The organism is Pedobacter sp. JCM 36344, from assembly GCF_046546555.1.
GTDB lineage: Bacteria > Bacteroidota > Bacteroidia > Sphingobacteriales > Sphingobacteriaceae > Pedobacter.
On the sequence record NZ_JBKHKK010000004.1, the window covers coordinates 174,001 to 198,000 of the forward strand.

Annotated in this window: 27 protein-coding genes; 13 read left to right on the forward strand and 14 right to left on the reverse strand. The window is 38.7% G+C overall.

Going from position 1 to position 24,000, the window contains the following annotated elements; all coding sequences use genetic code 11:
- Positions 1-24: 24 nt before the first annotated feature.
- From ACHFIZ_RS05910 to mce, 3 genes are all read right to left on the reverse strand, one after another.
- On the reverse strand, positions 25-1,200 hold the full coding sequence (locus ACHFIZ_RS05910) for a GlmU family protein (protein WP_410883819.1): 1,176 nt from the start codon (positions 1,198-1,200) through the stop codon (positions 25-27).
- A gap of 72 nt (positions 1,201-1,272) precedes the next feature.
- Positions 1,273-1,521: a type B 50S ribosomal protein L31 gene (locus ACHFIZ_RS05915; RefSeq protein ID WP_410883821.1), complete on the reverse strand. Its 249-nt coding sequence runs from the start codon at positions 1,519-1,521 to the stop codon at positions 1,273-1,275.
- Between the two features lie 341 nt (positions 1,522-1,862).
- Entirely contained in the window at positions 1,863-2,270 is a 408-nt protein-coding gene (gene mce, locus ACHFIZ_RS05920; protein ID WP_410883823.1) for a methylmalonyl-CoA epimerase, read from the reverse strand.
- A 123-nt stretch (positions 2,271-2,393) separates the two neighbouring features.
- Between mce and ACHFIZ_RS05925 the strand changes: the two genes are divergently transcribed.
- The 6 genes from ACHFIZ_RS05925 (at position 2,394) to ACHFIZ_RS05950 (ending at position 8,462) form a co-directional block, all read left to right on the forward strand.
- Entirely contained in the window at positions 2,394-3,605 is a 1,212-nt protein-coding gene (locus tag ACHFIZ_RS05925) for an IscS subfamily cysteine desulfurase (RefSeq protein WP_410883825.1), read from the forward strand.
- Positions 3,606-3,620: 15 nt separating this feature from the next.
- Positions 3,621-4,034 carry a Fe-S cluster assembly scaffold IscU gene (iscU, locus tag ACHFIZ_RS05930; protein ID WP_410883827.1) on the forward strand — a complete coding sequence of 138 codons (414 nt, stop codon included), beginning with the start codon at positions 3,621-3,623 and terminating at the stop codon, positions 4,032-4,034.
- A gap of 14 nt (positions 4,035-4,048) precedes the next feature.
- Positions 4,049-4,375 (forward strand): HesB/IscA family protein, encoded by a 327-nt coding sequence (locus ACHFIZ_RS05935; protein ID WP_410883828.1) that lies wholly within the window; start codon positions 4,049-4,051, stop codon positions 4,373-4,375.
- Between the two features lie 96 nt (positions 4,376-4,471).
- Positions 4,472-6,385, forward strand: coding sequence for an AMP-dependent synthetase/ligase (locus ACHFIZ_RS05940; protein ID WP_410883830.1), 1,914 nt, complete (start codon positions 4,472-4,474; stop codon positions 6,383-6,385).
- A gap of 53 nt (positions 6,386-6,438) precedes the next feature.
- Positions 6,439-8,160, forward strand: a complete 1,722-nt coding sequence (lysS, locus tag ACHFIZ_RS05945) for a lysine--tRNA ligase (protein ID WP_410883832.1) — start codon at positions 6,439-6,441, stop codon at positions 8,158-8,160.
- Positions 8,161-8,246: 86 nt separating this feature from the next.
- A complete protein-coding gene (locus tag ACHFIZ_RS05950; protein WP_410883834.1) occupies positions 8,247-8,462 on the forward strand; it encodes a hypothetical protein in 216 nt (71 codons plus the stop codon).
- A 32-nt stretch (positions 8,463-8,494) separates the two neighbouring features.
- Here ACHFIZ_RS05950 and ACHFIZ_RS05955 read toward each other — a convergent pair whose 3' ends face one another.
- Positions 8,495-9,031, reverse strand: a complete 537-nt coding sequence (locus ACHFIZ_RS05955; RefSeq protein WP_410883836.1) for a DUF2892 domain-containing protein — start codon at positions 9,029-9,031, stop codon at positions 8,495-8,497.
- A gap of 385 nt (positions 9,032-9,416) precedes the next feature.
- On the opposite strand from ACHFIZ_RS05955, the gene ung reads away from it, so the two are divergent.
- Positions 9,417-10,094: a uracil-DNA glycosylase gene (ung, locus tag ACHFIZ_RS05960; RefSeq protein ID WP_410883838.1), complete on the forward strand. Its 678-nt coding sequence runs from the start codon at positions 9,417-9,419 to the stop codon at positions 10,092-10,094.
- On the opposite strand, the gene ACHFIZ_RS05965 is transcribed toward ung, so the two are convergent.
- Positions 10,091-10,561 (reverse strand): Lrp/AsnC family transcriptional regulator, encoded by a 471-nt coding sequence (locus tag ACHFIZ_RS05965; protein ID WP_108205971.1) that lies wholly within the window; start codon positions 10,559-10,561, stop codon positions 10,091-10,093. The genes ung and ACHFIZ_RS05965 overlap by 4 nt on opposite strands.
- A 138-nt stretch (positions 10,562-10,699) precedes the next feature.
- On the opposite strand from ACHFIZ_RS05965, the gene ACHFIZ_RS05970 reads away from it, so the two are divergent.
- From ACHFIZ_RS05970 to smpB, 3 genes are read left to right on the forward strand one after another with little or no spacing between them, the layout of a single operon-like run.
- Positions 10,700-11,353, forward strand: a complete 654-nt coding sequence (locus ACHFIZ_RS05970; RefSeq protein ID WP_410883840.1) for a metal-dependent transcriptional regulator — start codon at positions 10,700-10,702, stop codon at positions 11,351-11,353.
- Entirely contained in the window at positions 11,353-13,224 is a 1,872-nt protein-coding gene (locus ACHFIZ_RS05975) for an Nramp family divalent metal transporter (protein ID WP_410883842.1), read from the forward strand. Before ACHFIZ_RS05970 ends, ACHFIZ_RS05975 begins: the two co-directional genes overlap by 1 nt.
- 24 nt (positions 13,225-13,248) lie before the next feature.
- Positions 13,249-13,698, forward strand: a complete 450-nt coding sequence (smpB, locus tag ACHFIZ_RS05980; RefSeq protein WP_410883844.1) for an SsrA-binding protein SmpB — start codon at positions 13,249-13,251, stop codon at positions 13,696-13,698.
- Position 13,699: 1 nt separating this feature from the next.
- On the opposite strand, the gene ACHFIZ_RS05985 is transcribed toward smpB, so the two are convergent.
- The 3 genes from ACHFIZ_RS05985 to ACHFIZ_RS05995 all read right to left on the reverse strand — a co-directional run bounded on the left by ACHFIZ_RS05985 (position 13,700) and on the right by ACHFIZ_RS05995 (position 17,314).
- Positions 13,700-14,356, reverse strand: coding sequence for a protein-L-isoaspartate(D-aspartate) O-methyltransferase (locus ACHFIZ_RS05985; RefSeq protein WP_410883846.1), 657 nt, complete (start codon positions 14,354-14,356; stop codon positions 13,700-13,702).
- 97 nt (positions 14,357-14,453) lie between these two features.
- Positions 14,454-16,934: a primosomal protein N' gene (priA, locus tag ACHFIZ_RS05990; protein ID WP_410883848.1), complete on the reverse strand. Its 2,481-nt coding sequence runs from the start codon at positions 16,932-16,934 to the stop codon at positions 14,454-14,456.
- Positions 16,934-17,314 carry a DUF423 domain-containing protein gene (locus ACHFIZ_RS05995; RefSeq protein ID WP_410883850.1) on the reverse strand — a complete coding sequence of 127 codons (381 nt, stop codon included), beginning with the start codon at positions 17,312-17,314 and terminating at the stop codon, positions 16,934-16,936. The genes priA and ACHFIZ_RS05995 overlap by 1 nt, the downstream gene beginning before the upstream one ends.
- Before the next feature lie 93 nt (positions 17,315-17,407).
- On the opposite strand from ACHFIZ_RS05995, the gene ACHFIZ_RS06000 reads away from it, so the two are divergent.
- Together ACHFIZ_RS06000 and ACHFIZ_RS06005 are read left to right on the forward strand one after the other, a co-directional pair.
- A complete protein-coding gene (locus ACHFIZ_RS06000) occupies positions 17,408-18,982 on the forward strand; it encodes a hypothetical protein (RefSeq protein ID WP_410883852.1) in 1,575 nt (524 codons plus the stop codon).
- Between the two features lie 41 nt (positions 18,983-19,023).
- Positions 19,024-20,442, forward strand: a complete 1,419-nt coding sequence (locus ACHFIZ_RS06005) for a DUF5723 family protein (protein WP_410883853.1) — start codon at positions 19,024-19,026, stop codon at positions 20,440-20,442.
- 3 nt (positions 20,443-20,445) lie between these two features.
- Here the strand turns inward: ACHFIZ_RS06005 and tsaB are convergent, their stop codons facing one another.
- From tsaB to ACHFIZ_RS06030, 5 genes are all read right to left on the reverse strand, one after another.
- Complete coding sequence (tsaB, locus tag ACHFIZ_RS06010; RefSeq protein ID WP_410883855.1) at positions 20,446-21,129, reverse strand: tRNA (adenosine(37)-N6)-threonylcarbamoyltransferase complex dimerization subunit type 1 TsaB; 684 nt, start codon at positions 21,127-21,129, stop codon at positions 20,446-20,448.
- Between the two features lie 22 nt (positions 21,130-21,151).
- Positions 21,152-21,403, reverse strand: coding sequence for a membrane protein insertion efficiency factor YidD (gene yidD, locus ACHFIZ_RS06015; protein WP_410883857.1), 252 nt, complete (start codon positions 21,401-21,403; stop codon positions 21,152-21,154).
- The gene (locus tag ACHFIZ_RS06020; protein WP_410883859.1) at positions 21,378-21,785 is read right to left on the reverse strand and encodes a ribonuclease P protein component; all 408 of its coding nucleotides are present in this window, start codon (positions 21,783-21,785) and stop codon (positions 21,378-21,380) included. Before ACHFIZ_RS06020 ends, yidD begins: the two co-directional genes overlap by 26 nt.
- A gap of 60 nt (positions 21,786-21,845) precedes the next feature.
- Positions 21,846-22,004 carry a 50S ribosomal protein L34 gene (gene rpmH / locus ACHFIZ_RS06025; RefSeq protein WP_015807371.1) on the reverse strand — a complete coding sequence of 53 codons (159 nt, stop codon included), beginning with the start codon at positions 22,002-22,004 and terminating at the stop codon, positions 21,846-21,848.
- Positions 22,005-22,091: 87 nt separating this feature from the next.
- Positions 22,092-22,418: a LytTR family DNA-binding domain-containing protein gene (locus ACHFIZ_RS06030; protein ID WP_410883861.1), complete on the reverse strand. Its 327-nt coding sequence runs from the start codon at positions 22,416-22,418 to the stop codon at positions 22,092-22,094.
- Between the two features lie 200 nt (positions 22,419-22,618).
- On the opposite strand from ACHFIZ_RS06030, the gene ACHFIZ_RS06035 reads away from it, so the two are divergent.
- Complete coding sequence (locus tag ACHFIZ_RS06035; protein WP_410883863.1) at positions 22,619-23,482, forward strand: ChaN family lipoprotein; 864 nt, start codon at positions 22,619-22,621, stop codon at positions 23,480-23,482.
- Position 23,483: 1 nt separating this feature from the next.
- Here ACHFIZ_RS06035 and mscL read toward each other — a convergent pair whose 3' ends face one another.
- Entirely contained in the window at positions 23,484-23,918 is a 435-nt protein-coding gene (gene mscL, locus ACHFIZ_RS06040) for a large conductance mechanosensitive channel protein MscL (RefSeq protein WP_410883864.1), read from the reverse strand.
- Positions 23,919-24,000: the final 82 nt, after the last annotated feature.

Here is a 24,000-nt window from a genome sequence, read left to right on the forward strand (position 1 = left end):
ATTTATAATAACTTATAAATCGTGTTAAAAGTGTCTATGTATTTTTGTTTCTGTAAAAATATGCGTTAAAATATCTTTCTCCACCTGGTCGAACTCAAGGTTTCTGCGCGCACAAACTTTAGTTGCGGTTTCGAACATTTTATCGAGGCTGTAGACTTCAAATCCATGTGCACCACCCCAGGCAAAATCAGGGATAAAGTTTCTAGGGAAACCAGCACCGAAAATATTAGCGCTTACCCCAGCTACTGTCCCGGTGTTGAACATGGTGTTGATGGCACATTTTGAATGATCCGCCATGACTAATCCACAGAACTGTAAGCCCGTTTTACGGAAACTTTTAGACGTATAATCCCAAAGGCGAACCTCTGCATAGTTGTTTTTTAAATTCGAATTATTGCTATCAGCCCCAATATTACACCATTGGCCCATGACCGAGTTACCTAAATAGCCTTCGTGCCCCTTAGAAGAGTATCCCCAAATTACCGCATTATTGATCTCACCGCCAACTCTACTGAAAGGTCCTATAGTGGTTTGTCCGTAAATTTTAGCCCCCATTTTTACCTGAGAATCATGGCATAAAGCGAAAGAGCCACGGATATTGCATCCTTCCCAAACCTGTGAGTTGGCACCGATATATATCGGTCCGCCTAAACTATTGAATGTTGAACATTCCGCCTTAGCACCCTCTTCCGCGAAGATTTCATCGCCAAGAAAATTGTTTGTACTACTTAGCGTTACGGAAGTTTTCCCGGCAGTAAGCAGTTTAAAATCTTTGCGCAACTCGAGGTCATTAAATTTAAAGATATCCTCTGGATAGGTGATTCTAATACAGTCTTTTGAATGAATCAGTTGTTTAAAATCGCCGCTACGGAAAGCCCTGTGCTCAGCACCCGTGTCTGTTTTGTAGGCGAGAAGCAGTTCTCCAGTATAAAGTGCAGCCCCTGTTTCCAGGGTATTTATTGCATCAAGCAAGTCTTGATCCGGACAAACAGAGCCATTTATGAACAAGTTTGCCTGACTTGCAGTTGGGTATTTCAGCTGTAAATATGGGGCGGTGACGAATCCTGCCTCCGCTTTAAGGTGGTGCTCCCACTTCTGGGAGATAGTTAAAATGCCGATACGTAAATCTGCGACCGGTCTGGTGAAGGTGAGCGGAAGGAGCGTATGCCATGCAGCATCATCAAACAGATTGATTGTCATAAGCAACAAAAATAGAAAAAGTCCCGATGCAACAGCAAGAGGACTTTAAAAATAATTTGTAAAATGGTAGAATTACTTCTTAGCGTAACGAGTTTTAAATTTATCGATACGACCTGCTGTATCCACCAATTTCATTTTACCAGTATAAAAAGGATGTGAAGTATGAGAAATCTCTAATTTATAAAGAGGATATTCTTTACCATCTTCCCACTGAACAGTCTCTTTAGTATCTACACAAGATTTAGTTAAAAATTGATATTCGTTAGACATATCTTTAAATACTACAAATCTATAGTTTGATGGATGCAGATCTTTTTTCATATTGTTATATACTTATTTGTCGCTTATTTTTAAGGATGCAAATATCATGAATTTATTTCTCATTTACAACAATGTGTTGAAAAAATGTTCGTAATATGCGACAATCCCAATCTTACTTTAAATAATATCTAAAGGTAATCTTAATTTATCGATTTGAAATGTAATCGTTAAGAGTGAAAGGATTAAGGATAGGCAAAGCCTTAAAGTTAGCTCGGGTTGTGCTTTGAGTGAGGCCGCCCTCTTGCCGCAGTGAGGCCGCGGTGAGGCCGCCTTTTGTTAAAGAAAAGGCGGCCTCACCGCGGCAGGAGTGTTACTTTACCGCGCCAACAGGCAGAGCATGCCTACACCCCGCCTATTTCCTGGCAAATCTCGATTAATACCCCATTTGTTCCTTTTGGATGAACAAAACATACCATTTTATTGTCTGCTCCTCTTTTGGGTTGATTACTCAGAATAGTAAATCCTTCTTGCTTTAATCGTTCCATTTCTGCGTAAATATCGTCTACATCGAATGCAATGTGATGAATCCCCTCCCCTTTCTTTTCCAGAAACTTGAAAATCACACTGTCTTGGTCGGTTGGCATAAGCAATTCAATTTTATTACCGCCCAGCTTGAAAAATGCGGTCTCCACAGCCTCAGAGGCAATACATTCCTTTTTATAAAAAGGTACGCCAAGCAGGCTTTCGTAAAGCTTGCAGGATTGCTCCATGTTCTTGACTGCGATACCAATGTGTTCAACTTTATTCATATGCCTTAGAACCGTTATTTGAATGTAAAAATGCGGGTTTTACCTATACGCTCATAGGTATAATTTATACTTAGTGGGATACTTTTTTCGTATCTTTGTGTATTATTAAGATATATAAAAATAATGGAACTTCCTATTTACTTAGATAACAATGCGACTACACCTTTAGATCCTAGGGTTTTAGAAGCTATGCTACCCTATTTCACAAATAAGTTCGGTAATGCGGCCAGCCGTAACCATGCCTTTGGCTGGGTTGCCGAAGAAGCAGTCGATTATGCACGTGAACAGGTTGCAAAATTGATTGGATGTACTGAAAAAGAGATCATTTTTACCTCTGGTGCAACAGAGGGGGACAACCTTGGAATTAAAGGTGTTTTTGAAATGTATGCAGATAAAGGCAATCATATTATTACCGCAACTACAGAACATAAGGCGGTTCTGGATACTTGTAAGCATTTAGAAAAATTAGGCGCAAAAGTTACTTATCTTAAAGTAAAAGAAGATGGCTTAATTGACCTTCAAGAATTAGAAGCGGCAATGACTGAGCAAACGATCTTAGTAACCATTATGTATGGTAATAATGAGATAGGGGTAATACAGCCTATAAAAGAGATTGCGGCAATTGCACACAAATACGGCGCTTTATTTATGTCTGATGCTACACAGGCGGTAGGTAAAATTCCAGTTGATGTGATTGCAGATGGCATTGACTTGCTTGCTTTTACAGCGCATAAAATGTACGGTCCAAAAGGAGTTGGAGCATTGTATGTGAGACGTAAAAACCCAAGAGTTAAGGTTACCGCTCAAATGGATGGTGGCGGTCATGAACGTGGTATGCGTTCAGGAACGTTAAATGTACCTGGAATAGTTGGACTGGGTAAGGCCTGTGAACTTTGCCGTTTAGAAATGGACAGCGAAGCCAAGCGTTTATCTGGATTGAGGGATAAGTTAGAAAGTGCGTTAACAGTTTTGGAAGAAAGTTACGTAAATGGTAACGTAGAGCATCGTTTACCACACGTTGCAAATATCTCCTTTAAGTATGTTGAAGGTGAAGGTTTGATGATGGCAATGAAAGATTTAGCAGTTTCTTCTGGTTCTGCATGTACATCAGCTTCACTAGAACCATCTTACGTTTTGAAAAGTCTGGGATTATCAGATGATTTGGCACACTCTTCGATACGTTTTGGTTTAGGCCGATTTACAACGGAGGAGGAAGTTGATTATGCGATTGAGAACACGAAGAAAGCAGTAAACCACCTTAGAGATCTTTCTCCACTTTGGGAAATGTTCAAAGAAGGAATTGATTTAAGTAAAATAGAGTGGGCAGAACACTAATTAAAAAAAGATAACATGGCGTATTCAGAGAAAGTAATGGAACATTATACCAACCCAAGAAACGTTGGTACTTTAAATAAAGATAGCAAATCAGTAGGAACAGGATTAGTTGGCGCACCGGAGTGTGGTGATGTAATGCGTCTTCAGATTGAGGTGGATGAAAACAATGTGATCACTGATGCCAAATTCAAAACATTTGGTTGTGGATCGGCAATTGCTTCATCTTCGTTAGCTACAGAATGGTTGAAAGGTAAAACTGTTGATGAGGCTATGGAAATCGACAACATGGACATCGTGGAAGAGTTGGCATTGCCTCCTGTTAAGATTCACTGCTCTGTATTGGCTGAAGATGCTATTAAATCGGCAATAAACGACTTCCGTGTTAAAAACGGTTTAGCGCCAATTGAGTTGGCGAAGTCACATCATTAATTAATACCAATACTATGATCACGATAACTGATAAGGCGAAAAGCAAAATTGACCACTTGATGCAGGATGCAGCAATGGATGAAAACTATTTTTTGCGTGTTTCTGTTAAGGGTGGTGGCTGTTCTGGTCTTTCTTACAACCTTGATTTTGACAATGAAGAACAAAAAGGAGATCAGTTTTTTGAAGACAGAGGAATAAGGATCGCATTAGATATGAAGTCCTTTCTTTATTTAGCCGGCACTGAACTTGATTTCTCAGATGGATTGAACGGAAAAGGATTCAATTTCCACAATCCAAATGCTAGCCGCTCTTGCGGTTGCGGCGAGAGTTTCTCAGTTTAATATTCAATTACTATATTTGAAAGGGCGCTTCGGTGCCCTTTTTTTTGTTATATCAATATACTGTACTAAACACTAACCGAGCTAACTCATTTTTATATGGTATCATTTAATGAATTTTCTACCATTCCAAGCTTATTAAGGAATGTTGTTGAAAATATTCATAAACCTGAGGACACATTTTTAATTCATAAAAAAGGAGATAACTGGGAAGAGATTTCCTACATCTCGACACTCGATGCAGCTGATGCTGTGTCTGCTTTCTGCCTTGATCATGGAATTACCAAAGGCGATAGAATGGGCCTGATGATCGAAAACTCACCTGAGTACGTTTATTATGATCAGGGTGTTCAGCAAATCGGCGCCATTAATGTGTCCATATACCCCACGCTATCAGAGCATGAAGTAGAATATATCATTAATGATTCTGGAATTAAGGCGTTATTAATAGGCAACACTTTCCTGTTTAAGAAAGTGTTGAAGATCGCAAATAATTGTAAAAATTTACTTTATATCATCCCCTCGTTCGAAGAGTATACAAAAGTAGTGCTTTCACCGGATCTACGTGCAAAGGTGCTTTATTTTGAAGATATCCTGGCAAAGAAAGGAAAGTTGGAAACTGGAGTTGTTCAACAAATAACGAACATTAGAGAATCTTTAAGACCAGCAGACACTTCTGCACTTATTTATACTTCAGGCACCACAGGTACGCCTAAAGGCGTGATGCTATCGCACAATAACTTCGTTAGGAATGTTGAGGTTTGCTTACAGCAGATCCCGGTGATAGACAAAACAGAGACTTTCCTTTCCTTTTTACCGCTTTCGCATGTTTTTGAGCGCACGGCGACTTACCACGTATGTTGTGCTCAGGGTTGCAAGATTGCTTTTGCCCAAAGCCTTGAGCTGTTGGCCAAGAACATGGGAGAAGTTAGGCCAACTGTAATGAGTTGCGTACCAAGGCTATTGGAAAAGATTCACGACAAGGCGATCAAAAGTGGCACTTCGGCAGGTGGAACCAAGGCTAAAATTTTCCTATGGGCTTTAGATATTGGACAAGCTTATCGCCAGAAGAAAGAGGCTGACCAGAATCCTGGATTGTTACTCTCACTTAAAAAAGCAATTGCTGAGAAGTTGGTTTTTAGCAAAATAAAGGAGAAAACAGGTGGTAGGTTAAAATTTATGATTTCTGGCGGTGCTGCCTTGCCAAAGAATGTTGGAGAGTTTTTCGGAAATCTGGGTATTAAGATATTGGAAGGCTTTGGCTTAACAGAAACCTCGCCGGTAATGTCGGTTACAGAATTCCATAGACAGGTTTACGGCACAGTTGGACGAGTGATTCCCGGCATTGAAATTGGCATTCAGGACATTGATACCAAGCATATGGTAAATGTTCAGACCCATGATACCTTTAAGGAAGATTTTACCTGTGAAGAGGGAGAGATTTTAGTAAGAGGACATTGTGTGATGCAGGGCTATTTCAACAAGCCTGCGGAAACCGCAGAAGCGATAGACAAAGATGGCTGGTTCCATACCGGTGATATCGGCCGGTTCTTCAAAGGAAATTTACAGATCACCGATCGATTGAAGAACATGATTGTAAATGCCTACGGGAAAAATGTATATCCTACTCCTGTAGAAAATATCTATTTGAAGAGCTTAAAAATTGATCAGCTATTTTTAATTGGAGATAAAAGAGAATATTTAACAGCTATCATCATTCCTAATCAGGAAAATCTACAGGAAGCCTTTAATTTACCCCTTTCCTTTTTTGCGAAACCAGATCTCTTTATTGAAGAAAAGGAAATTCTTGATTGGATTGGGAAAGACATTAAAAAGTATGCGGCAGACTTGGCAAAGTTTGAGCGCATCAAAAATTTCAAGATTAAGAGGCATCCTTTTAGTATGGAGGAAGGGGAAATTACCCCAACTATGAAACCGAAAAGAAAAGTTATTGAAAAAAAATATGCAAAGATAATAAATGACATGTATACAGAATCTGTCGAAGCAGATTAAATAAATGTCTATTTTTGCAGGAAATATGGCTATAAGCCCTTCACATTACATATATGAGTACAGGACTATCAGAACAAGAAGTATTACGCCGTAGCTCGCTTACACAATTGCGCGAGCTAGGGATCAATCCATATCCTGCTGAAGCATTCGAGATCAATGCAAATGCAGCAGACATATTAGCAAACTACGATTTAGATAAGTCAGCATATAAGAATATCAGTATTGCAGGAAGAATTATGACCCGTCGCATTATGGGCCCTGCTTCATTTGTTGAATTACAGGATTCCACTGGTAGAATTCAAGTTTACTTGAAAAGAGATGAGCTTTGTCCGGGTGAAGATAAAACGCTTTACAACACCGTGTTTAAAAAGCTACTGGATCTGGGAGATTTTATTGGGGTAAAAGGATACGTTTTTACTACTCAAACAGGCGAGATATCGATCCACGTTACTGAATTTACTTTACTGTCTAAATCATTAAAACCACTACCTATCGTTAAAAGGGATGAGGAAGGAAACATCTATGATGGTTTTACCGACCCTGAATTGCGCTACAGACAACGTTACGTTGACCTGACTGTGAACCCTGATTTTAAGCAGATTTTCATCAACCGCTCTAAAGTGATTAACACGATGAGGGCTTATTTTGACAACCAAGGATGGATGGAAGTGGAGACTCCGATCTTACAACCGATCCATGGTGGTGCAGCGGCACGTCCGTTCAACACCCATCACAATACATTGGACATGCCATTATACCTCCGCATAGCTAACGAATTGTACTTGAAAAGGCTGATAGTCGCGGGTTTTGATGGAGTATATGAATTCGGTAAGATGTTCAGAAATGAAGGTATGGACCGTACGCATAATCCGGAGTATACCTCTATGGAGATATATGTTGCCTACAAAGATTATATCTGGATGATGGGAATGGTGGAAGAATGCTTCGAGCAAATAGCTGTAGCAATTCATGGATCAGCAATTGTTCCTGTTGCTGAGCATCAAATTAACTTTAAAGGCCCATACGAAAAACTTACAATGTATGAGTCTATCGAGAAATATACGGGTATCAACGTCTCGAATATGACTGAAGAACAATTACAGGGGACTTGTAAAAGCCTTGGCATTGAGATAGACGCGAGTATGGGCAGAGGAAAGTTGGTTGATGAGATTTTCAGCGAAAAGGTAGAAGCGAATCTTATTCAGCCTACTTATATTACCGATTATCCCTTGGAGATGACTCCCTTGGCTAAAAAACACCGTAGCAAAGATGGCCTGGTAGAAAGGTTCGAATTGTTTGTGATGGGCAAGGAGATCGGAAATGCGTATTCAGAATTGAATGACCCCATTGACCAGCGTGAACGCTTTGAAGATCAATTAAAGCTTGCAGCCAGAGGTGATGCTGAAGCAATGGCAATGGATGAAGATTTCATCAGAGCGCTGGAGTATGGAATGCCTCCTACTTCCGGCTTGGGGATAGGAATTGACCGTTTGGTGATGTTGATGACTAACCAATCAACCATTCAGGAGGTTCTTTTCTTCCCTCAAATGAGACCTGAGAAAAAAGCAAAAGTAACCACAGATGAAGACTTCGTTGATGCTGGAGTAACCTCAGAGTGGGTTCAGGTGATTAGGAAGATGGGAATCAATACCATTGACGAGTTGAAAGCTGCTAACCCAAATAAGGTGTTTAACGACCTTGGAGGGATGCGTAAAAAGTTAAAATTAGACCTTGTGATGCCTTCTAAAGAAGAAGTAACTGCCTGGTTCTCTTAACATAAAAATAACGAAACGTTAAAGCTCCACTGCATCTATTGTAGCGGAGCTTTCTTACTTTTAAGGCCTAAATAATTTATATTATCATGAATATATCAAGCCTAGAAATAACTGACAACGAATATTGTATCAAATTGAGTAAAGACTCTTTTGACCTAACCCTAATTAGACAGCTGATTAAAAGAATTCAATCTGAACAGTTGTTCTTCAGTAAAAGAAATGATTACATGGAGGATGACCTGATTAGCAGATCATCAGATTTTACCGCAGAAGAGAACTTTGACAGACTTAGCGAAAAGTAAAAAGCCACACCGTATTGGTGTGGCCTAAGTATTTATCTATATCTGATTTGCTGTCTGTCCATCAAAACCATCTGATCTTTCATCTGCTTTATTTGATCCGCTAAAAGCTTGTTTTTATCGGCTTTTTTTGCTTCAGACAAGTACATCGTAGCCTCTCTTTTATTTCTTTTTCCCATTGCAATTCCCGCTAGGCTGAGCTTGGCCAGGGCAATGTTGTGGTCCATATGTAAACCAAGGGATATTGCTTTCTTGAAATACTTTTCTGATTGCATTGGTGCTTTTCTGGATTCAATTAAACCAATCAAAAGGTTGTAATAACCGTGTTGTACACGAATTAATTGCTTTTCATAGTTAGTGATTCTCTTTAAAAAACGCTCAGCTTTTACCATATCGTCCTTCCTTAGAAACCATTGTGCCAATAGCATGTTTTCGTTGAAAAAGAACGTAACGAAAACGAGTATACTTAAAAATACACCTAAAATACCCCATCCCCATAAACCGAAGATCATTAAGGCAACAGAAGCTCCCAATAAGACAAAACCTAAAATAAGACGAACTATATTTGGCATAACCTGTTATAATTTTTGTGCAAATATCGTGTTTAAATACTAAATAATAGATTTAATATTATAATTTCAGCAAATAATTAGTTGTTGTGAACATCTGCCAGACTGTAAATGATAAGTTGCTATTAATCGACAAATGTACTCGAAAGAGGGCTGTTCGTTTTTCTGAATTTAAGGTCTATTACGATTTGGAATACTCCCCCTGTGAGCCCGATACTATTGTAATTTCATCATTAAAAACTGTGGTTGAAAATGTTCATATAATGGTAATACTTGGCGCCTGGTGTGGAGACAGTCAAAGCCAGGTGGGCGGAACTTGGTTGTATAGCAGAAAGTCCGATAGAACCTGTTGAAAAAGATATCCAATACATTTTAATTAATAAACAATATGTCGGTTACACTCACAAAGAGTTGGTTAGATGTTTTAGAAGGAGAATTTGAAAAAGGATACATGGTTAGCCTAAAAGCCTTTCTACTGGAGGAAAAACAAAGTGGAGTTACCGTTTATCCGAAAGGATCGGATATTTTCAATGCGCTAAATCATACACCATTTGATAATGTTAAAGTAGTTATCTTGGGTCAGGATCCATACCATGGTCAGGGACAAGCACATGGGTTATCTTTTTCGGTACAAAAGGGACTAGCGGTGCCTCCATCTTTAAGAAACATTTATAAAGAGCTGGCTGAGGACTTTCCTGGATACATAATACCTCATCACGGAGAGCTGACCAAATGGGCTGATCAGGGCGTATTGTTATTAAACGCCACCTTAACAGTGAGGGCACAGCAAGCGGGGTCACACCAAGGCAAGGGCTGGGAGATATTTACTGATCGGATCATCACCGAGCTATCTGAGAAACGGGAAGGAATCGTATTTATGCTTTGGGGCAAGTATGCTCAAAACAAATCTGCCTTGATCGATGGAAATAAACATTTTATCCTTACGGCTCCCCATCCCTCACCTTTTTCTGCCTATACTGGATTCTTTGGCTGTAAACACTTTTCTAAAGCCAATGAAATTTTAGAAAAAGCAGGTAGGAAACAGATCGACTGGCAGATCGATTAGTACTCTAAAGGAACAATAGGTTCTTTTTTGGTAGTCGACATAATCATCATGGTCTGAAAAGTTTTTACTACAGAAATCTTACTGATCTTATCCATAATTAAGCGCTCATAAGCTTTGATATCATTAACATAAACTTTAAGAAGAAAATCTGCCTGTCCGGTTACGTGATGACATTCGGTAATCTCTTTGATCTGATTTACCTCATCAAGAAAAATCTGGATGGTATTGTTTTTATGGAAATCTAATTGAACCTGGATGAAAGTCTTGATTCCCAAACCAAGTTTTTCTTCATCAACTAACGCATGATAACTTTTAATATAACCTGACATCTCTAACTTACGCACTCGTTCAAGAGTGGGTGCAGGCGATAATCCTATTTCCTGAGACAATAATAGGTTCGTAATACGTCCGTTTTCCTGAAGAAGTTTAAGTATTTTAAAATCGGTTTTATCTAGTTCTGCTGCCATCTCGTTTAAATTGTCTTCAAATATAACCTATAGACAGCAATGCTACCAAATTTTATTCTACAAATTGAATTAATAAATATCTTTAATTTGTTAACAATTTTTTTAGATTTGTCTAAATATTATGTTAGATATACTTCGATGCAATCATATACTGAAGAGAACTATTTAAAAGTTATATATCATTTATCACTTTCAAATGATGGGCTGATTACGACCAATGCGATAGCTGAAAGAGTTCAGACTAAGGCTGCCTCTGTGACGGATATGATGAGAAAATTAGCAGAGAAGCAACTCGTGAGTTATCAAAAGTATCAGGGTGTAAAATTAACTGATACGGGTAAAGCTATTGCGATTAAAATTGTAAGGAAGCACCGTTTGTGGGAAGTCTTTCTTGTAGATAAACTTCATTTCAAATGGGATGAGGTTCACGATATTGCCGAAGAATTAGAACATATCAATTCTTCAGAATTAGTTGAGCGGCTAAACGAATACCTTAAGTTCCCGACAAATGATCCTCATGGAGATCCTATTCCTGATAAGAACGGGAAGTTTGGAAATGAAGTATTCATAAAACTGAGCAAGCTTAAATCAGAACAAACAGGAATTCTAATGGGTGTGAGTGAGCATTCATCCCCATTTTTAAGACATCTTGAAAAACTTGAACTTACCCTGGGAAAGCGTATTCAAATACTAGACATCATCAGCTTTGACGGTTCTGTTGAACTGCTTTTAGACAATAAAAAGATAAACGTAAGTCGTGATGTTGCTAAACATCTTTTGGTAAAAATATAATGGCAAATAAAGACAAACATTCTGATTCACTAAGTGAAGTACATAACAGCGTTGACACAAGTAAAAGAACGGGTTGGAAACGTATATTATCATTCCTTGGTCCAGCTTACCTGGTAAGTGTAGGCTATATGGATCCCGGCAACTGGGCTACAGATATTGCCGGAGGTAGTAAGTTTGGTTATCAGCTAATCTGGATATTATTGATGTCTAACTTAATTGCCCTCCTATTACAATCGTTAAGTGCGCGATTAGGAATTGTTAGGGGCTTGGATTTAGCACAAGCGTCGAGACATGCTTATCCTAAATGGGTTAATATTCCTTTATTTGGGTTGGCACAAACCGCGATTGTTGCCTGTGACCTTGCAGAGGTAATCGGCATGGCCATTGGTCTAAATCTTTTATTTGGCCTGCCTTTAATCTGGGGAATCAGTGTTACTATTTTTGATACCGTGCTGCTATTATTTCTTTTAAACAAGGGAATGCGGAAGATGGAAGCGTTTATTGTATCAATGGTGTTCATAGTCGGACTCTCCTTTCTCGTAGAAATGTTCATTGTCGAACCTTCGTTTTTAGACATAGCGAAAGGATTTGAGCCTTCTATGTTATCAGGTGATGCTTTATACATTGCCATAGGGATCATTGGGGCTACTGTTATGCCGCATAATCTATATCTTCATTCCTCGCTGGTGCAGACCAGAAAGTTTGAACGTGATGACAAAAGCATCAAAGAAGCTATTAAATTTAACTTCATTGACACAGCTATCGCTCTAAATCTTGCCTTCTTTGTAAATGCGGCGATCTTAATTCTAGCGGCAGCAGCATTTTACACCAATGGACTTCATGAGGTTGCCGAAATTCAAGATGCACATATGCTGCTCCAAAATATTTTTGGCAATGTAGCTCCAGCGTTGTTTGCGATTGCGCTGATAGCGGCAGGTCAAAGTTCCACCATTACCGGAACCTTGGCTGGGCAGATTGTAATGGAAGGTCACCTAAAACTAAGGATTCAACCTTGGTTGAGAAGATTGATCACCAGACTCCTCGCTATTATACCTGCTTTTTTCACTATTCTTTATTTTGGCGATGACGCCTTAGGTGGGTTATTGATTTTAAGTCAGGTAGTGTTAAGTTTGCAACTCGGTTTTGCGGTGATTCCTTTGATACATTTCACATCTGACAAGAAGTTAATGAAAGGCTTTGCAATTAAACCATGGGTAAAAATATTAGCCTGGGTAAGTTCAGTAGTCATTGTTTCTTTGAATGTCAAACTGGTTATTGAAGAGATTTCTAGTTGGGGTGCAACAGGTGGATGGTATGTTTATTACCTAATAGTTCCTGCCGCAATTCTCATCGGACTCTTACTGATCTACATTTTTGTATATCCCCTACTGTGGAAAGCAAGAGCTGAACAGATTATAGCGCCTCATGGCAATGCGCTGAATATTAATGAGATTGAGAAGGTAAACTACAGAAGAATAGGTATTACCGTGGACTTCTCTAAAAATGATCGAAACACCATCAGGCATGCTTTGATACAAGGGGGAAAAGATGCGGACTATTATCTTATTCATGTAGTTGAAACAGCCGTTGCTCGCTATCATGGTAAATCGGCAATGGATCACGAAACCAAAAGCGATGAGGAAAACCTGGAAAAATACAAAGTTAATCTAAAGGAACTCGGCTATACTTCTACTACCCACATAGGATATGGTGGCACGGTGCAAGCAATTGTTGAAATAAGCAACAAAAATCACCTCGAGTTGTTAGTTATGGGCGCTCACGGTCATAAAGGCTTGAAAGACATTATTCTAGGCACAACTCTTAATTCGGTACGCCATAGGGTGAGCATCCCTGTCCTTATTGTGAGATAAAAACCCGACATTAGCGCCATTGCTATGAAAAACGATATACAGATAAAGAATAAAAGAGCATACTTCGATTACACTATAATTGAGAAATACAACGCAGGTTTAGCATTGCTAGGCACTGAAATAAAAGCCATTAGACAGGGGAAAGCCAACATGACTGATGCTTTCTGTATGTTCATAGGTAATACGTTATATGTCCGAAACCTACATATCTCTGAATACAGTCACAGCTCCTTTCATCATCATGACATAAAAAGAGATAGGATACTTCTATTACAAAAGAAGGAATTGAGGAAATTAAAGGTGAAGGGTGAAGAAAAAGGTTACACTATTGTGCCCTTGCGCATTTTTACTAATGAGCGCGGTTTTGCTAAAATTGAAATTGCATTGGCGACAGGTAAAAAAGAATTTGACAAACGAGATAGCATTAAAGATAGAGAGTCGAAAAGAGAAATGGATCGAGCAATGAAAGTCTAATTTACCAAGCTTGATCACCAACTAATGGTACGAACCTAAAGGTGTCTAGTTCTATTCTATCAAAGTCTGATTCACTTATACGAATTACAGTAACCATTTTCTGCGAACGTTCATCACCGACAGGTATAACGAGAACACCGCCAATTTTCAACTGCTTTAAAAGAATTTCGGGAACGAATGGAGCGCCTGCTGTGACAATTATTTTATCGTAGGGAGCTTGATCAGCTATCCCCCGAGAGCCATCACCAAAAAAGAAGTGTGCATTGTAACCCATTCCAGGTAGAACTTTAATGGTATGTTTATAAATGCTTTCTTGTCTTTCTATAGTATATACGTTTGCTCCAAGCTCCATAAGGACACAGGTCTGGTAACCTGATCCAGTACCAATTTCCAGAACTTTATCACCTCTTTTAATATGAAGCAATTCGCTTTGGTAAGCCACTGTATAGGGCTGTGAGATGGTTTGACCATCGCCGATAGGAAATGCAATATCTCGATAAGCCTGATTCCAGAATGTTTCGTCAAAAAAGAAGTGCCTTGGGATCTTTCCTATCGCCTTTAGTACATTTTTGTCTTCAATACCTCTAGAGGCCAGGTGTAATACCAACTTCTTTCTTGCACCCTGCTCTCTGTAATTGTCAACAAATTTGTATGCCATCGCAATCAAAAATAGTTTTTAGAAATCTAATACGAGCACCTGATATGCTTTAAAAGGATAATAAAAATCTAATTCACACAGAATCAATCCTAATAAATTAATATGGATCAACATCAACCTGGAAGTTTACACCACGGTACTCTTTGTCGGATTGAAATTGAAGTATGACCTTTTTCAAGACAGATTTAACCTTGGTTACTGAAGTATTTTTATCAATTTTAATGATCACTTGTTTGATGTAATAATTTCTGATCCTGGAAACCAACGGTTGTTCGGGTCCTAAAACCCTGGATCCTAGTTGTACTCGAAGTACAGTTGCAAACTTCTGTGCGGCCAGGTTAAGCAAGTCTGCATCCTTATGTCTGATGTTGATAAAAATGAGCTTTGTAAATGGGGGGTAATTGAACCTCTTCCTTTCTTCCAGCTCCTCGTGATACATCTCCAGATATTTATTATCTATCACTTGATTGATGATCCTATGGTTCTGATCGTAGGCCTGAATAATTACTTTACCCTGCTTGTCCCTCCGACCTGCACGCCCAGCAACCTGGGCCAGCAATTGGTAGCTCCGTTCAAAGGCTCTAAAATCAGGAAAATTAAGAAGCGTATCAGCATTGATGACACCTATCAGGGTTACGTTATCAAAATCCAACCCCTTAGCCACCATCTGGGTGCCTATTAAAATATCTGTCTTCTTCTCTTGAAATTCTGAAATGATCTGTTGGAGACCGTTCTTAGTACGCGTGCTGTCTACATCCAGCCTGGCAATCTTAACATCTGGAAAGATTAGGCTAAGCTCCTCTTCCACCCTTTCTGTACCGAAGCCCTTTTGTTCAATGTGAACGGATCCACAAGCAGGACAGAGGTTTATGCTACTTTGATGGTAGCCACAATAGTGGCAGTGGAGTTTTCCGCTAGTTTTGTGGTAGGTTAAGCTTACATCGCAGTTCACGCATTTTGGTGCGTAGCCGCAGGTTGCACAAATGAGGATGGTTGCATAGCCTCTTCTATTTTGAAAGAGAATTACCTGTTCCTTGTTCTCCAGAGTCAATGTAATCTCGTCAATGAGCTTACTTGAAAAGTAGGAAACCATCTTTTTTTTCTTGCTTTCTTCTGCAATGCTAATTACCTCCTGAACAGGCAGTTCTACGCCACCAAATCGCTGTTTTAAAGTAACGAGGCCATATTTGCCTGTGGCTGCATTGTAGTAACTTTCTATCGATGGCGTTGCTGAGCCTAAAACAATCTTCGCTCCGTGCAGATGGGCGATATACACTGCGGCATCCCGCGCCTGATAACGTGGTGAAGGATCATGTTGTTTATAGGAAGATTCGTGTTCTTCATCTACAACGATTAGCTTTAATTCTTTAAAAGGAAGAAAGACCGCTGACCTTGCGCCAAGGACTACCCGGTATTGACCGTTTAAGACTTTGTTCCAGATCTCAACCCGCTCATTATTGTTGAACTTAGAGTGATATACGCCTATAGCGTCACCAAAATATCGTTGTATACGCTCCACGATTTGAGTGGTGAGGGCAATTTCTGGAAGTAGGAATAATACTTGTCCCCCATTTTCAATTGCTTTCTCAATCAGTTTAATATAGATCTGTGTTTTACCAGATGCGGTTACCCCATGTAGCAATACAACATCTTTATTCAGGAAATTTTGTTCAATTTCCTGAAGTGCAGTATTTTGCGCGTCACTTAACGTAAAATTCATGATGAAATCATCGGAATTATCCTGCAGCCTGCTTACAGGCCGCTTAGTTACCGCGAAGATCTCTTTATCCTGTAATGCTTTAAATGCTGAAGCTCCACAATTGCTTTCCTCCAGTAATTCTTGTTTAGAGATCTGAGGTTGTCTTTTCGATAATTTTAAATAAACTAGGAAGGCATCTAGTTGCTTAGGTGTCCGTTCTAAAACACTGAACAACTGCTTTAAGTTGGCTTCGTCTTTATAGAAAGGATTTAAAGTGACAAACGATTTAAGTAAAGGCCTATATTTTTCCAGCACTTCCTCCGCAATGTAAATCATACCCTTTCCGAGCAAGGAATTTATGATCGGATAGACTGTTTTTTGTCCGAGCAATGCAGATACATCGTCGATGGTTAATCTTGGCCGACTTCTAAAGGCATCAAGAATAGTTTGTTCCTTTTCTGTGAACACGATTTCATCTGGAAAGGCATCCTCTTTCAATACGATGATAGTTTCACTAGCGAGCTTTAAGCCAGTGGGTAAAGCGGCTGACATCACATCACCTTCATTACATAGGTAGTAATTGGTCATCCAATCCCATAACCTGAGTTGGCTTTCAGTTATAATAGGATGAACATCAATTACATCAATGATATACTTTGCTTCGTACACATCAGGTGCCTGAGTACTTATCGCTTTTATTAGTGCAGTATATATTTTGTTTTTACCGAACTGAACTACCACCCTTTTACCTACAGCAACCTCGTCATTAAGTTCAAATGGTACCCGGTATACATAGTTCATTGCCAATGACAGTGGTAAAACCACCTCTATGAATAGAGTTTCCCGCTCTATGAAGTCCGGCTCATGAAGATCCAACATTACTTCCTTTTTAGAGCAGACAATAATAACATTCCCCAGCCAATTATTAATAACAAACCTCCAATTGGTGTTATTGGCCCTATGTAATTTACAAATGAAATTTCGGTAATGGATCTCGTGGCTAGCAGGTATAAAGAAAAGCTAAAGAAGACGATTCCAAAGGAAAAAAAGCCATAAGCGAGTCTAGTCCACTTACTCTCTATGAGTTGAGATAAGAATAAAAGCGCAAAGGTATGGTAGAACTGATATTCCACTCCTTTCGACCAAATTGCCAAAGCATCCTGACTAATCAAGTTTTTTAACCCGTGGGCACCGAAAGCACCAAGAATTACAGCAATAGCCCCAAACAAAGACGCGGTAATTAAAATCTTTTTACTCATAATAACCAGCTTTTTAGAAAGCAAACTTATATAAAATTGTCTTCTAACACCTACTAAAGACAAACAATTTCTCTAAGTTTGCTTACACAGCACATGAAAAAGATCGTATTTATAATCGTCGCGTTATTAATTGCCATCGTCACCATGGCCTACTTGTACTTTTCAGGCTTAAACTTTGAGCAAAAAAGCAATAAGCATAGTTTGTATGTTGCAGCTGCCAACTCGTCTATAATCTTTTCTTTTGAGAACGATCAAAGTGTCATCGATATATTGAAGGGTCAGAATTTATTGCAGGAACTTATTGGGGAAGAAAAATTTAGTCAATTGGTGGCTCTTAACGAGGAGCTGCTAAGTATCCCGGGACTACGTAGGATTATTGACCATCAAAGCATTTATTTAGGTTTAAACCCCGGTCATGACCAATCCATTGATTTTGTTTACAGCACCCAAATCGGTCCTGATTTTAAAGCAGATCAACTATTGCAAACATTAAAAACCGGCAAAGCCACTTTAGACTTCTCAAAAGAAATCATCACCATTTCCTTAAAAGACAGCACCATCTTTTTCGCTGGCATAAAAGATAATTTGCTAGTGCTTTCAACCTCAATGGATCTTGTAAAAAAGGCACTAACAACGTCAACAGAAAAAACCAACAATTTTGCTGAATTCATTAAGACAAACAGCAGAATAGCTAAAAATAGTTTGGCAGAAGTATATGTGAATTTTGAATCATTGCCAACCCTCCTTAAGGTCACAATGCCTGGAAAGTTATCGGGAGAATTGACACCTTTAAATAACCAACATGCATACTCGGCCCTCATTTATAACTATAGCAAAGAGAAGATTTTGCTAACTGGGACAACGACCCTTCAGAATAATAATTACTACAAGCTATTTGTGAACTCCCCAGCTACGAAGATTGACATTTCCAATATTTTACCAGAAAATACCGCAAACTATACTGCTTATGGTATCGCGGATTATCCTAGGTTCAGAAAGTCATTAACTCAGTGGTTGAAAAACAATAAGGAAGATCAAAAAATAGACGAGGTTATCAAAGGTATTAATAAAACCTATCGAATAGATTCAGAGAAGTTATTACCAGCCTTTTTTAATGATCAAATCATTACCTTCCAACTGAGTACCTCGGAGAAGATAGGTGCAATTAACCTGACGAACGGAGATAAGCTCGAACAGCTTCTTTTAGAATTGAGCACGACTTACAATGAAGATATTAAATCTCTAAAGGTCAGTGGCTTGTTGTATGCATTTTACGGTGCAGCATTCAGTAATTTCAAAAGACCATACTACGCTATATTCGACAATTATATGGTTTTCGCCAACAATGCGAGTACATTGGAAGATTTTTTAAATAGTTATAAAAACAATAGGCTACTTATAAGTAGTGCCAGTTACGGCAACGCTATGGAACAATTACCCGTAACCTCTAACATCCACTTCTTCATTAATCTGGAAAACTCCTCGCGCATCATTCAACAGAATTTATACCTTCCGTTCTTTAGACATATATATTCTGATAAAGGGCTCAAAAGTTATTCTTCGCTTTCCTTACAATTGAGTAGCGATAACTACAAGTTCTTAAGCAACCTGTTAATGGTTAAGAAACCAATTATTAAAGCAACAGATTCTTCATCGATCTCCCCGTAACACAAGAATTAAACATTAACTTTATTGCAATACCCGAAAATATGTTGAGAAGAAACGCAATACTCCTGCTTTTATGTCTTTCTTTTAACCGTCTGGAGGCACAACAGTTTGGCTTGTTTAATACACAAACAATATTCGACGGCTTTGAGAACCCTGCGCAAAAAACGTTTATGCTGGATTATTCCAGAAAGTTTAGCTCAAATTTTTTTTTACCAAACTTTGGTATTACAATTTCAAACAAAGGCAATAACGACTTCGTTCGCACACTGGTTAATGAAAGGAAGTATGAAGTGGGGAATCTTCCTTTGGGTTCAAATCATTACAACACACTCTCGGTAACTTCAAATGTATATCTAGCCACACTAAGAATATTCCATTCCTACAAGTATCAAAAAGAAATTGGACTTTCCTGGCAAGTTAAATCTGAAGGTAGGGTTGATTATACAAATGAAACAGTCGCTCTAATACAGTCTTTTAAGAGATTGGAAGAAAGCGGTCTAACAAACTTTGACGAAGCATTTAACAATAAGGGTTTGGCTCAAAGCTATCATCAATTTAGTTTAAGTTATCGTGAAAACTATAATAAGAAGCTTGCTTTTGGTGCTAAGCTCAGCTTGCTGAGTGGCATTACTTACAATAGACTTAATATCACAGAATCAAACTTTACGCAGCAAGGTTTGGAAAAAGATATTCTTGTAAAACTTCAAGGTTACTACAAAGCCAGTTTTTTATACGGTGATGAACTACGAAAAAGAGATCTGGTCCCATCATTCAAAAACCCAGGTGTTTCAGTGACTTTGGGAACGACCTACACCGCAAAAAACGGGCTATTTATTATGGCAAACCTGAAAGACCTTGGTGTTATTCGATGGGGAAAAGGCTCCGCTATCGCAAACTTCGACCGTACCACCCTCATTGCGAATCCCGACACCTTAACTTCTGATGAAGTTGGCAATAAAATCACGGATATAGTTCTGGAAAATTCTTCAAGAAAGGCATTTTATGCGTTCACAAATGCAAAAATTGATTTCCTGATTTCTAAGACTTTCAATTATTATACACCTAGTCTAATTCTTTCTAAAAACGTGTTTTATAAAGGTGGGGAAGTAGCATTCGTAAATAAGTTTAGTTACAACGAGTTTTCCCTAAGTGCAATTCCTAACTATAATATAGATGGACTATTGCTTTTTGGATTACAGGGAATGTATAAGACACCCAATTTCGAAGTATATCTCGGTTCGGATAATATATTTAAATCAGTTTCACAATTTAATGGTGTCTCTGCTCGGGACGCGAAGGTAGGAACAGGTTACAATAGTGCTTCATTTTATATGGGAGTTGGTTTTAAGTTTGGAAGAATTGTAGAGCATCCTCAGAATAGTAGTACGATGCCAGGAATAAATGACAACGAGTCTAGCTTCTTTAGGCGTCTTTTTAGTGTCTTTTCAAGAAAAAAGTAGAGGTCACTTAGTCTTCGGAGTAGTTAATAAAAATTCCTTTAGATAGAATGGCTCAAAGTAGGCCAAGTCTTCGAACCTTGTGTTTAAGAAAGCGTCGAATGACAGCTCGCTCATATTTACTGCTGAATTAAAGTTCTCAGTGGAGAAAGCAGCATTGGGGTGGGTTATAGCTGCTTTACATTTCTCAGCACCATCACCGATAAACATTATTTGACCCTGGCCTAATTCGCTTAGAAAACTCTGCTCATCAATTATTTTAGCAGACACATCCTGAACCACTGTAAGCGTGCAATCAAATACTGAGGTAAAAACTTCCATCCTTCTAGCATCAATCATTGAACAAATCAAACCATCGAAATCAGGATTATCTCTAAGAAAGCCTTTTGCCATCATACCAAGTGTACCTATTGCGATCAATGGCTTATCTAAAGCAAAGCATAAGCCTTTAGCCGTAGACACCCCAATTCTCAATCCCGTGTAAGATCCAGGTCCTTTACTCACCGCTATAGCATCCAAATCAGAATAAGAGAATCCAGCAACTTCCATAACTTCTTTTATGAACAGCGTTAAACTGCCAGCGTGAATATTATTCGCCTGAAGCTCCTTTACGGCGATTGTATTACCGTTTTGCGATAATGCAGCTGAGCATACCTGAGTTGCGGTTTCTAATTGAAGTATAAGTGCCATGATACAAAATTAAGAGTTTTATTTAAGGAACAGGGTCATGGCCGTGACCGCCCCACGGGTGACAGCGACCAATGCGCTTCAAAGTAAGCCAACCTCCTTTAAAAGGTCCATACTTTTTAATCGCTTCAAGACCATATTGTGAGCAAGTAGGATGATATCGACAATTGGCGCCAAGTAATGGAGATAATAGCCATTGATAAAGCTTTATAACCCCCAAAAGAAGCCAACCAATCAAGTTAAGTAAGCCTTTATAGATTTGCTGAAGGCGAGTCATCGACTGTTAAATTATTAAGTAGCTTTTTGAAAACTCCAGATAGCTTTTTTTCGAAAAAAGCGTAATCATAGATCCGTTTTCCAACAAATTGAACCGACAATAATAACAATTTATCAGATTTGGGAATTGAATCGTACAGTTGCGCTTGCTTTTGAAGGCGATAAGCCTCGCGTGTTCTACGCTTGATCAAATTGCGGTCTACCGCCCTTTTATACCGCTTCTTTGAAGCGTTAATGACAACCTGAACTTGAAACTCATGGGGAGTTTCGATTAAAAGGTAAGACACCCGGAAAGGGTATAACAAAAAAGAAGAACCGTTCTTAAATAGCAGATCGATTGACTTTCTGCTACATAACCGTTCTTCTTTAGTGAGTGTATTCATATTTTGATGCAACCTTGCAGATGTTCTGATCTGCTAACACCTAAGTGCTGCAATCAAAAATTATGCTTTATGACGGCCTTCGCTTGAAACCGTTAATCTTTTTCTTCCTTTTGCACGACGTGAAGCTAATACTCTTCTACCGTTTGCTGTAGCCATTCTTTCGCGGAAGCCATGCTTGTTTCTTCTCTTTCTTTGCGAAGGTTGGAATGTTCTTTTCATAACTGTATTATATCTTAACTGTTTTTTTAAATAAGAGGTGCAAATATAGTTTGATTATTTTCTAATTGCAAATAGAATTTCGATTTTCTATATACCTAGTGCGGCCTTTAATTTGGCATATCCCGTTTTACTCACAGGCAGCCAAATATCTGATTTTAGTAGCACAATGTAGCTATCCTTTTCTTTAAGCTCTATCTTAGTAACCTGTGCCAGGTTAATGATATATGAACGATGAATCCTCGTAAATTGCCCAACATCGAGGGTTCTCTCAAAAAAACTCATGGTCTTTGGCCAACTAATGATCCATCCGGGTATATCCAACCCTTGATTCCTTAGAAAAAGCACTAGTCCAATGACCATTATGACTACCCCTGTCCATACTCTACTTGAGTTATTATTTGTGAACTTATCCATATTCTTGTGCTCTAAATATATTCCTTTATCCTTAATAATTCAATTAGCCGACCTAATTGATTATCGGGTTTACTATTTCGTTTTGCTGATTCAAATGTAGGCAGCAGAATAAACGCCAGCAATGCCCAAAATTTCTACCGCTGATAATCATCGGTGAAGCTCACTATTTAATCGGTGAAAAAAATCCGTTTATTTGTACCATGAGAAAGCTTTTCGTTCTGATCATTACTTGCTTGCCTTTTATGCTCATTGCGCAAAGCAATGATTATAAGATTTACGATGTTAAAAATAGTAGGATCATCACTTCCCAAGAACTTGTGATGAGTCTGAGGGATGTTGACGTCATTTTTTTTGGTGAGGAGCACAATGATTCAGTTGGCCATTGGCTGGAAGCCGACCTTTTCAAACAACTATTTTCATCCTACCCAAAAACAGCACTCAGTTTGGAGATGTTTCACACTGATGTGCAGGTAATACTTGACGAATACCTAAGTGGCAACATTTCTGAGAGAAACTTCATTAAAGAATCCCGAGCTTGGAACAACTATAAGGACTACAAGCCCCTTATCGAATTCGCTAAAGAAAAGGGCTTAGACGTTACCGCAGCGAATGCGGCAACAAGATATAGCAATCTGGTTACGAAATCTGGATTGGCTGGCTTGAAGTTACTATCCAAAAGCTCGAGAACATTTCTCCCACCATTACCAATAGATACAGCCGGAGGAAAATACTATTCTAAATTTATTGAAATGATGGGAGCCCACCGAATGGGACAGATGAAAATATATCAAACGCAGAACCTCTGGGATGCTACAATGGCATGGTCAATAACAAAATATATCAAGAAGCACAAGGGCACAAAAATATTACAGATTAACGGTCGCTTTCATAGTGACGACCAACTCGGCACTTTCGCCAAGTTTAAAAAGCAGCGAGCAGACTTAAGCCTATCCAATATATCATGTTTCTATGCTGATGATTTCTCCAATCCTAATTGGGAAAAATACAAGCATTTGGGCGATTATATTGTGGTAACCGATCCGAAGATAAAAAGGTCTTATTAGACTATTTCGTTTTCAACAAATCTCTAATTTCAGTCAAAAGGACCTCTTCTTTCGAAGGTGCTGGAGCAGGAGCTGGAGCCGCAGCAGCTTCTTTTCGTTTAAGCGAATTTATTCCCTTAACAAGTAGAAAAACTGCAAGTGCTAAAAGAAAAAAGTTTATAGCTACGGTGATGAAATTACCGTAAGCAAATACCACTACATTTTCTACCTTTCGTGCCTCTTCCAGCGAAATACCATCTGGCACAAGACCCTTTAATACAAGATACATGTTACTGAAGTCTACAGAACCAATAATAGACGATACTAAGGGCATGATTAAATCTTTAACAACACTCTCAATAATTTTACCAAAGGCGCCACCGATGATGACACCTACAGCGAGGTCCATTACGCTTCCTTTGACAGCAAATTCTTTAAATTCTTTAACAAAACTCATAGTTACAATATTATGTAATTATAAAACTATAAAAAACTGCCTGTAAAACAAATTCTCATTTAGGCATAACTTATCCAAGGGT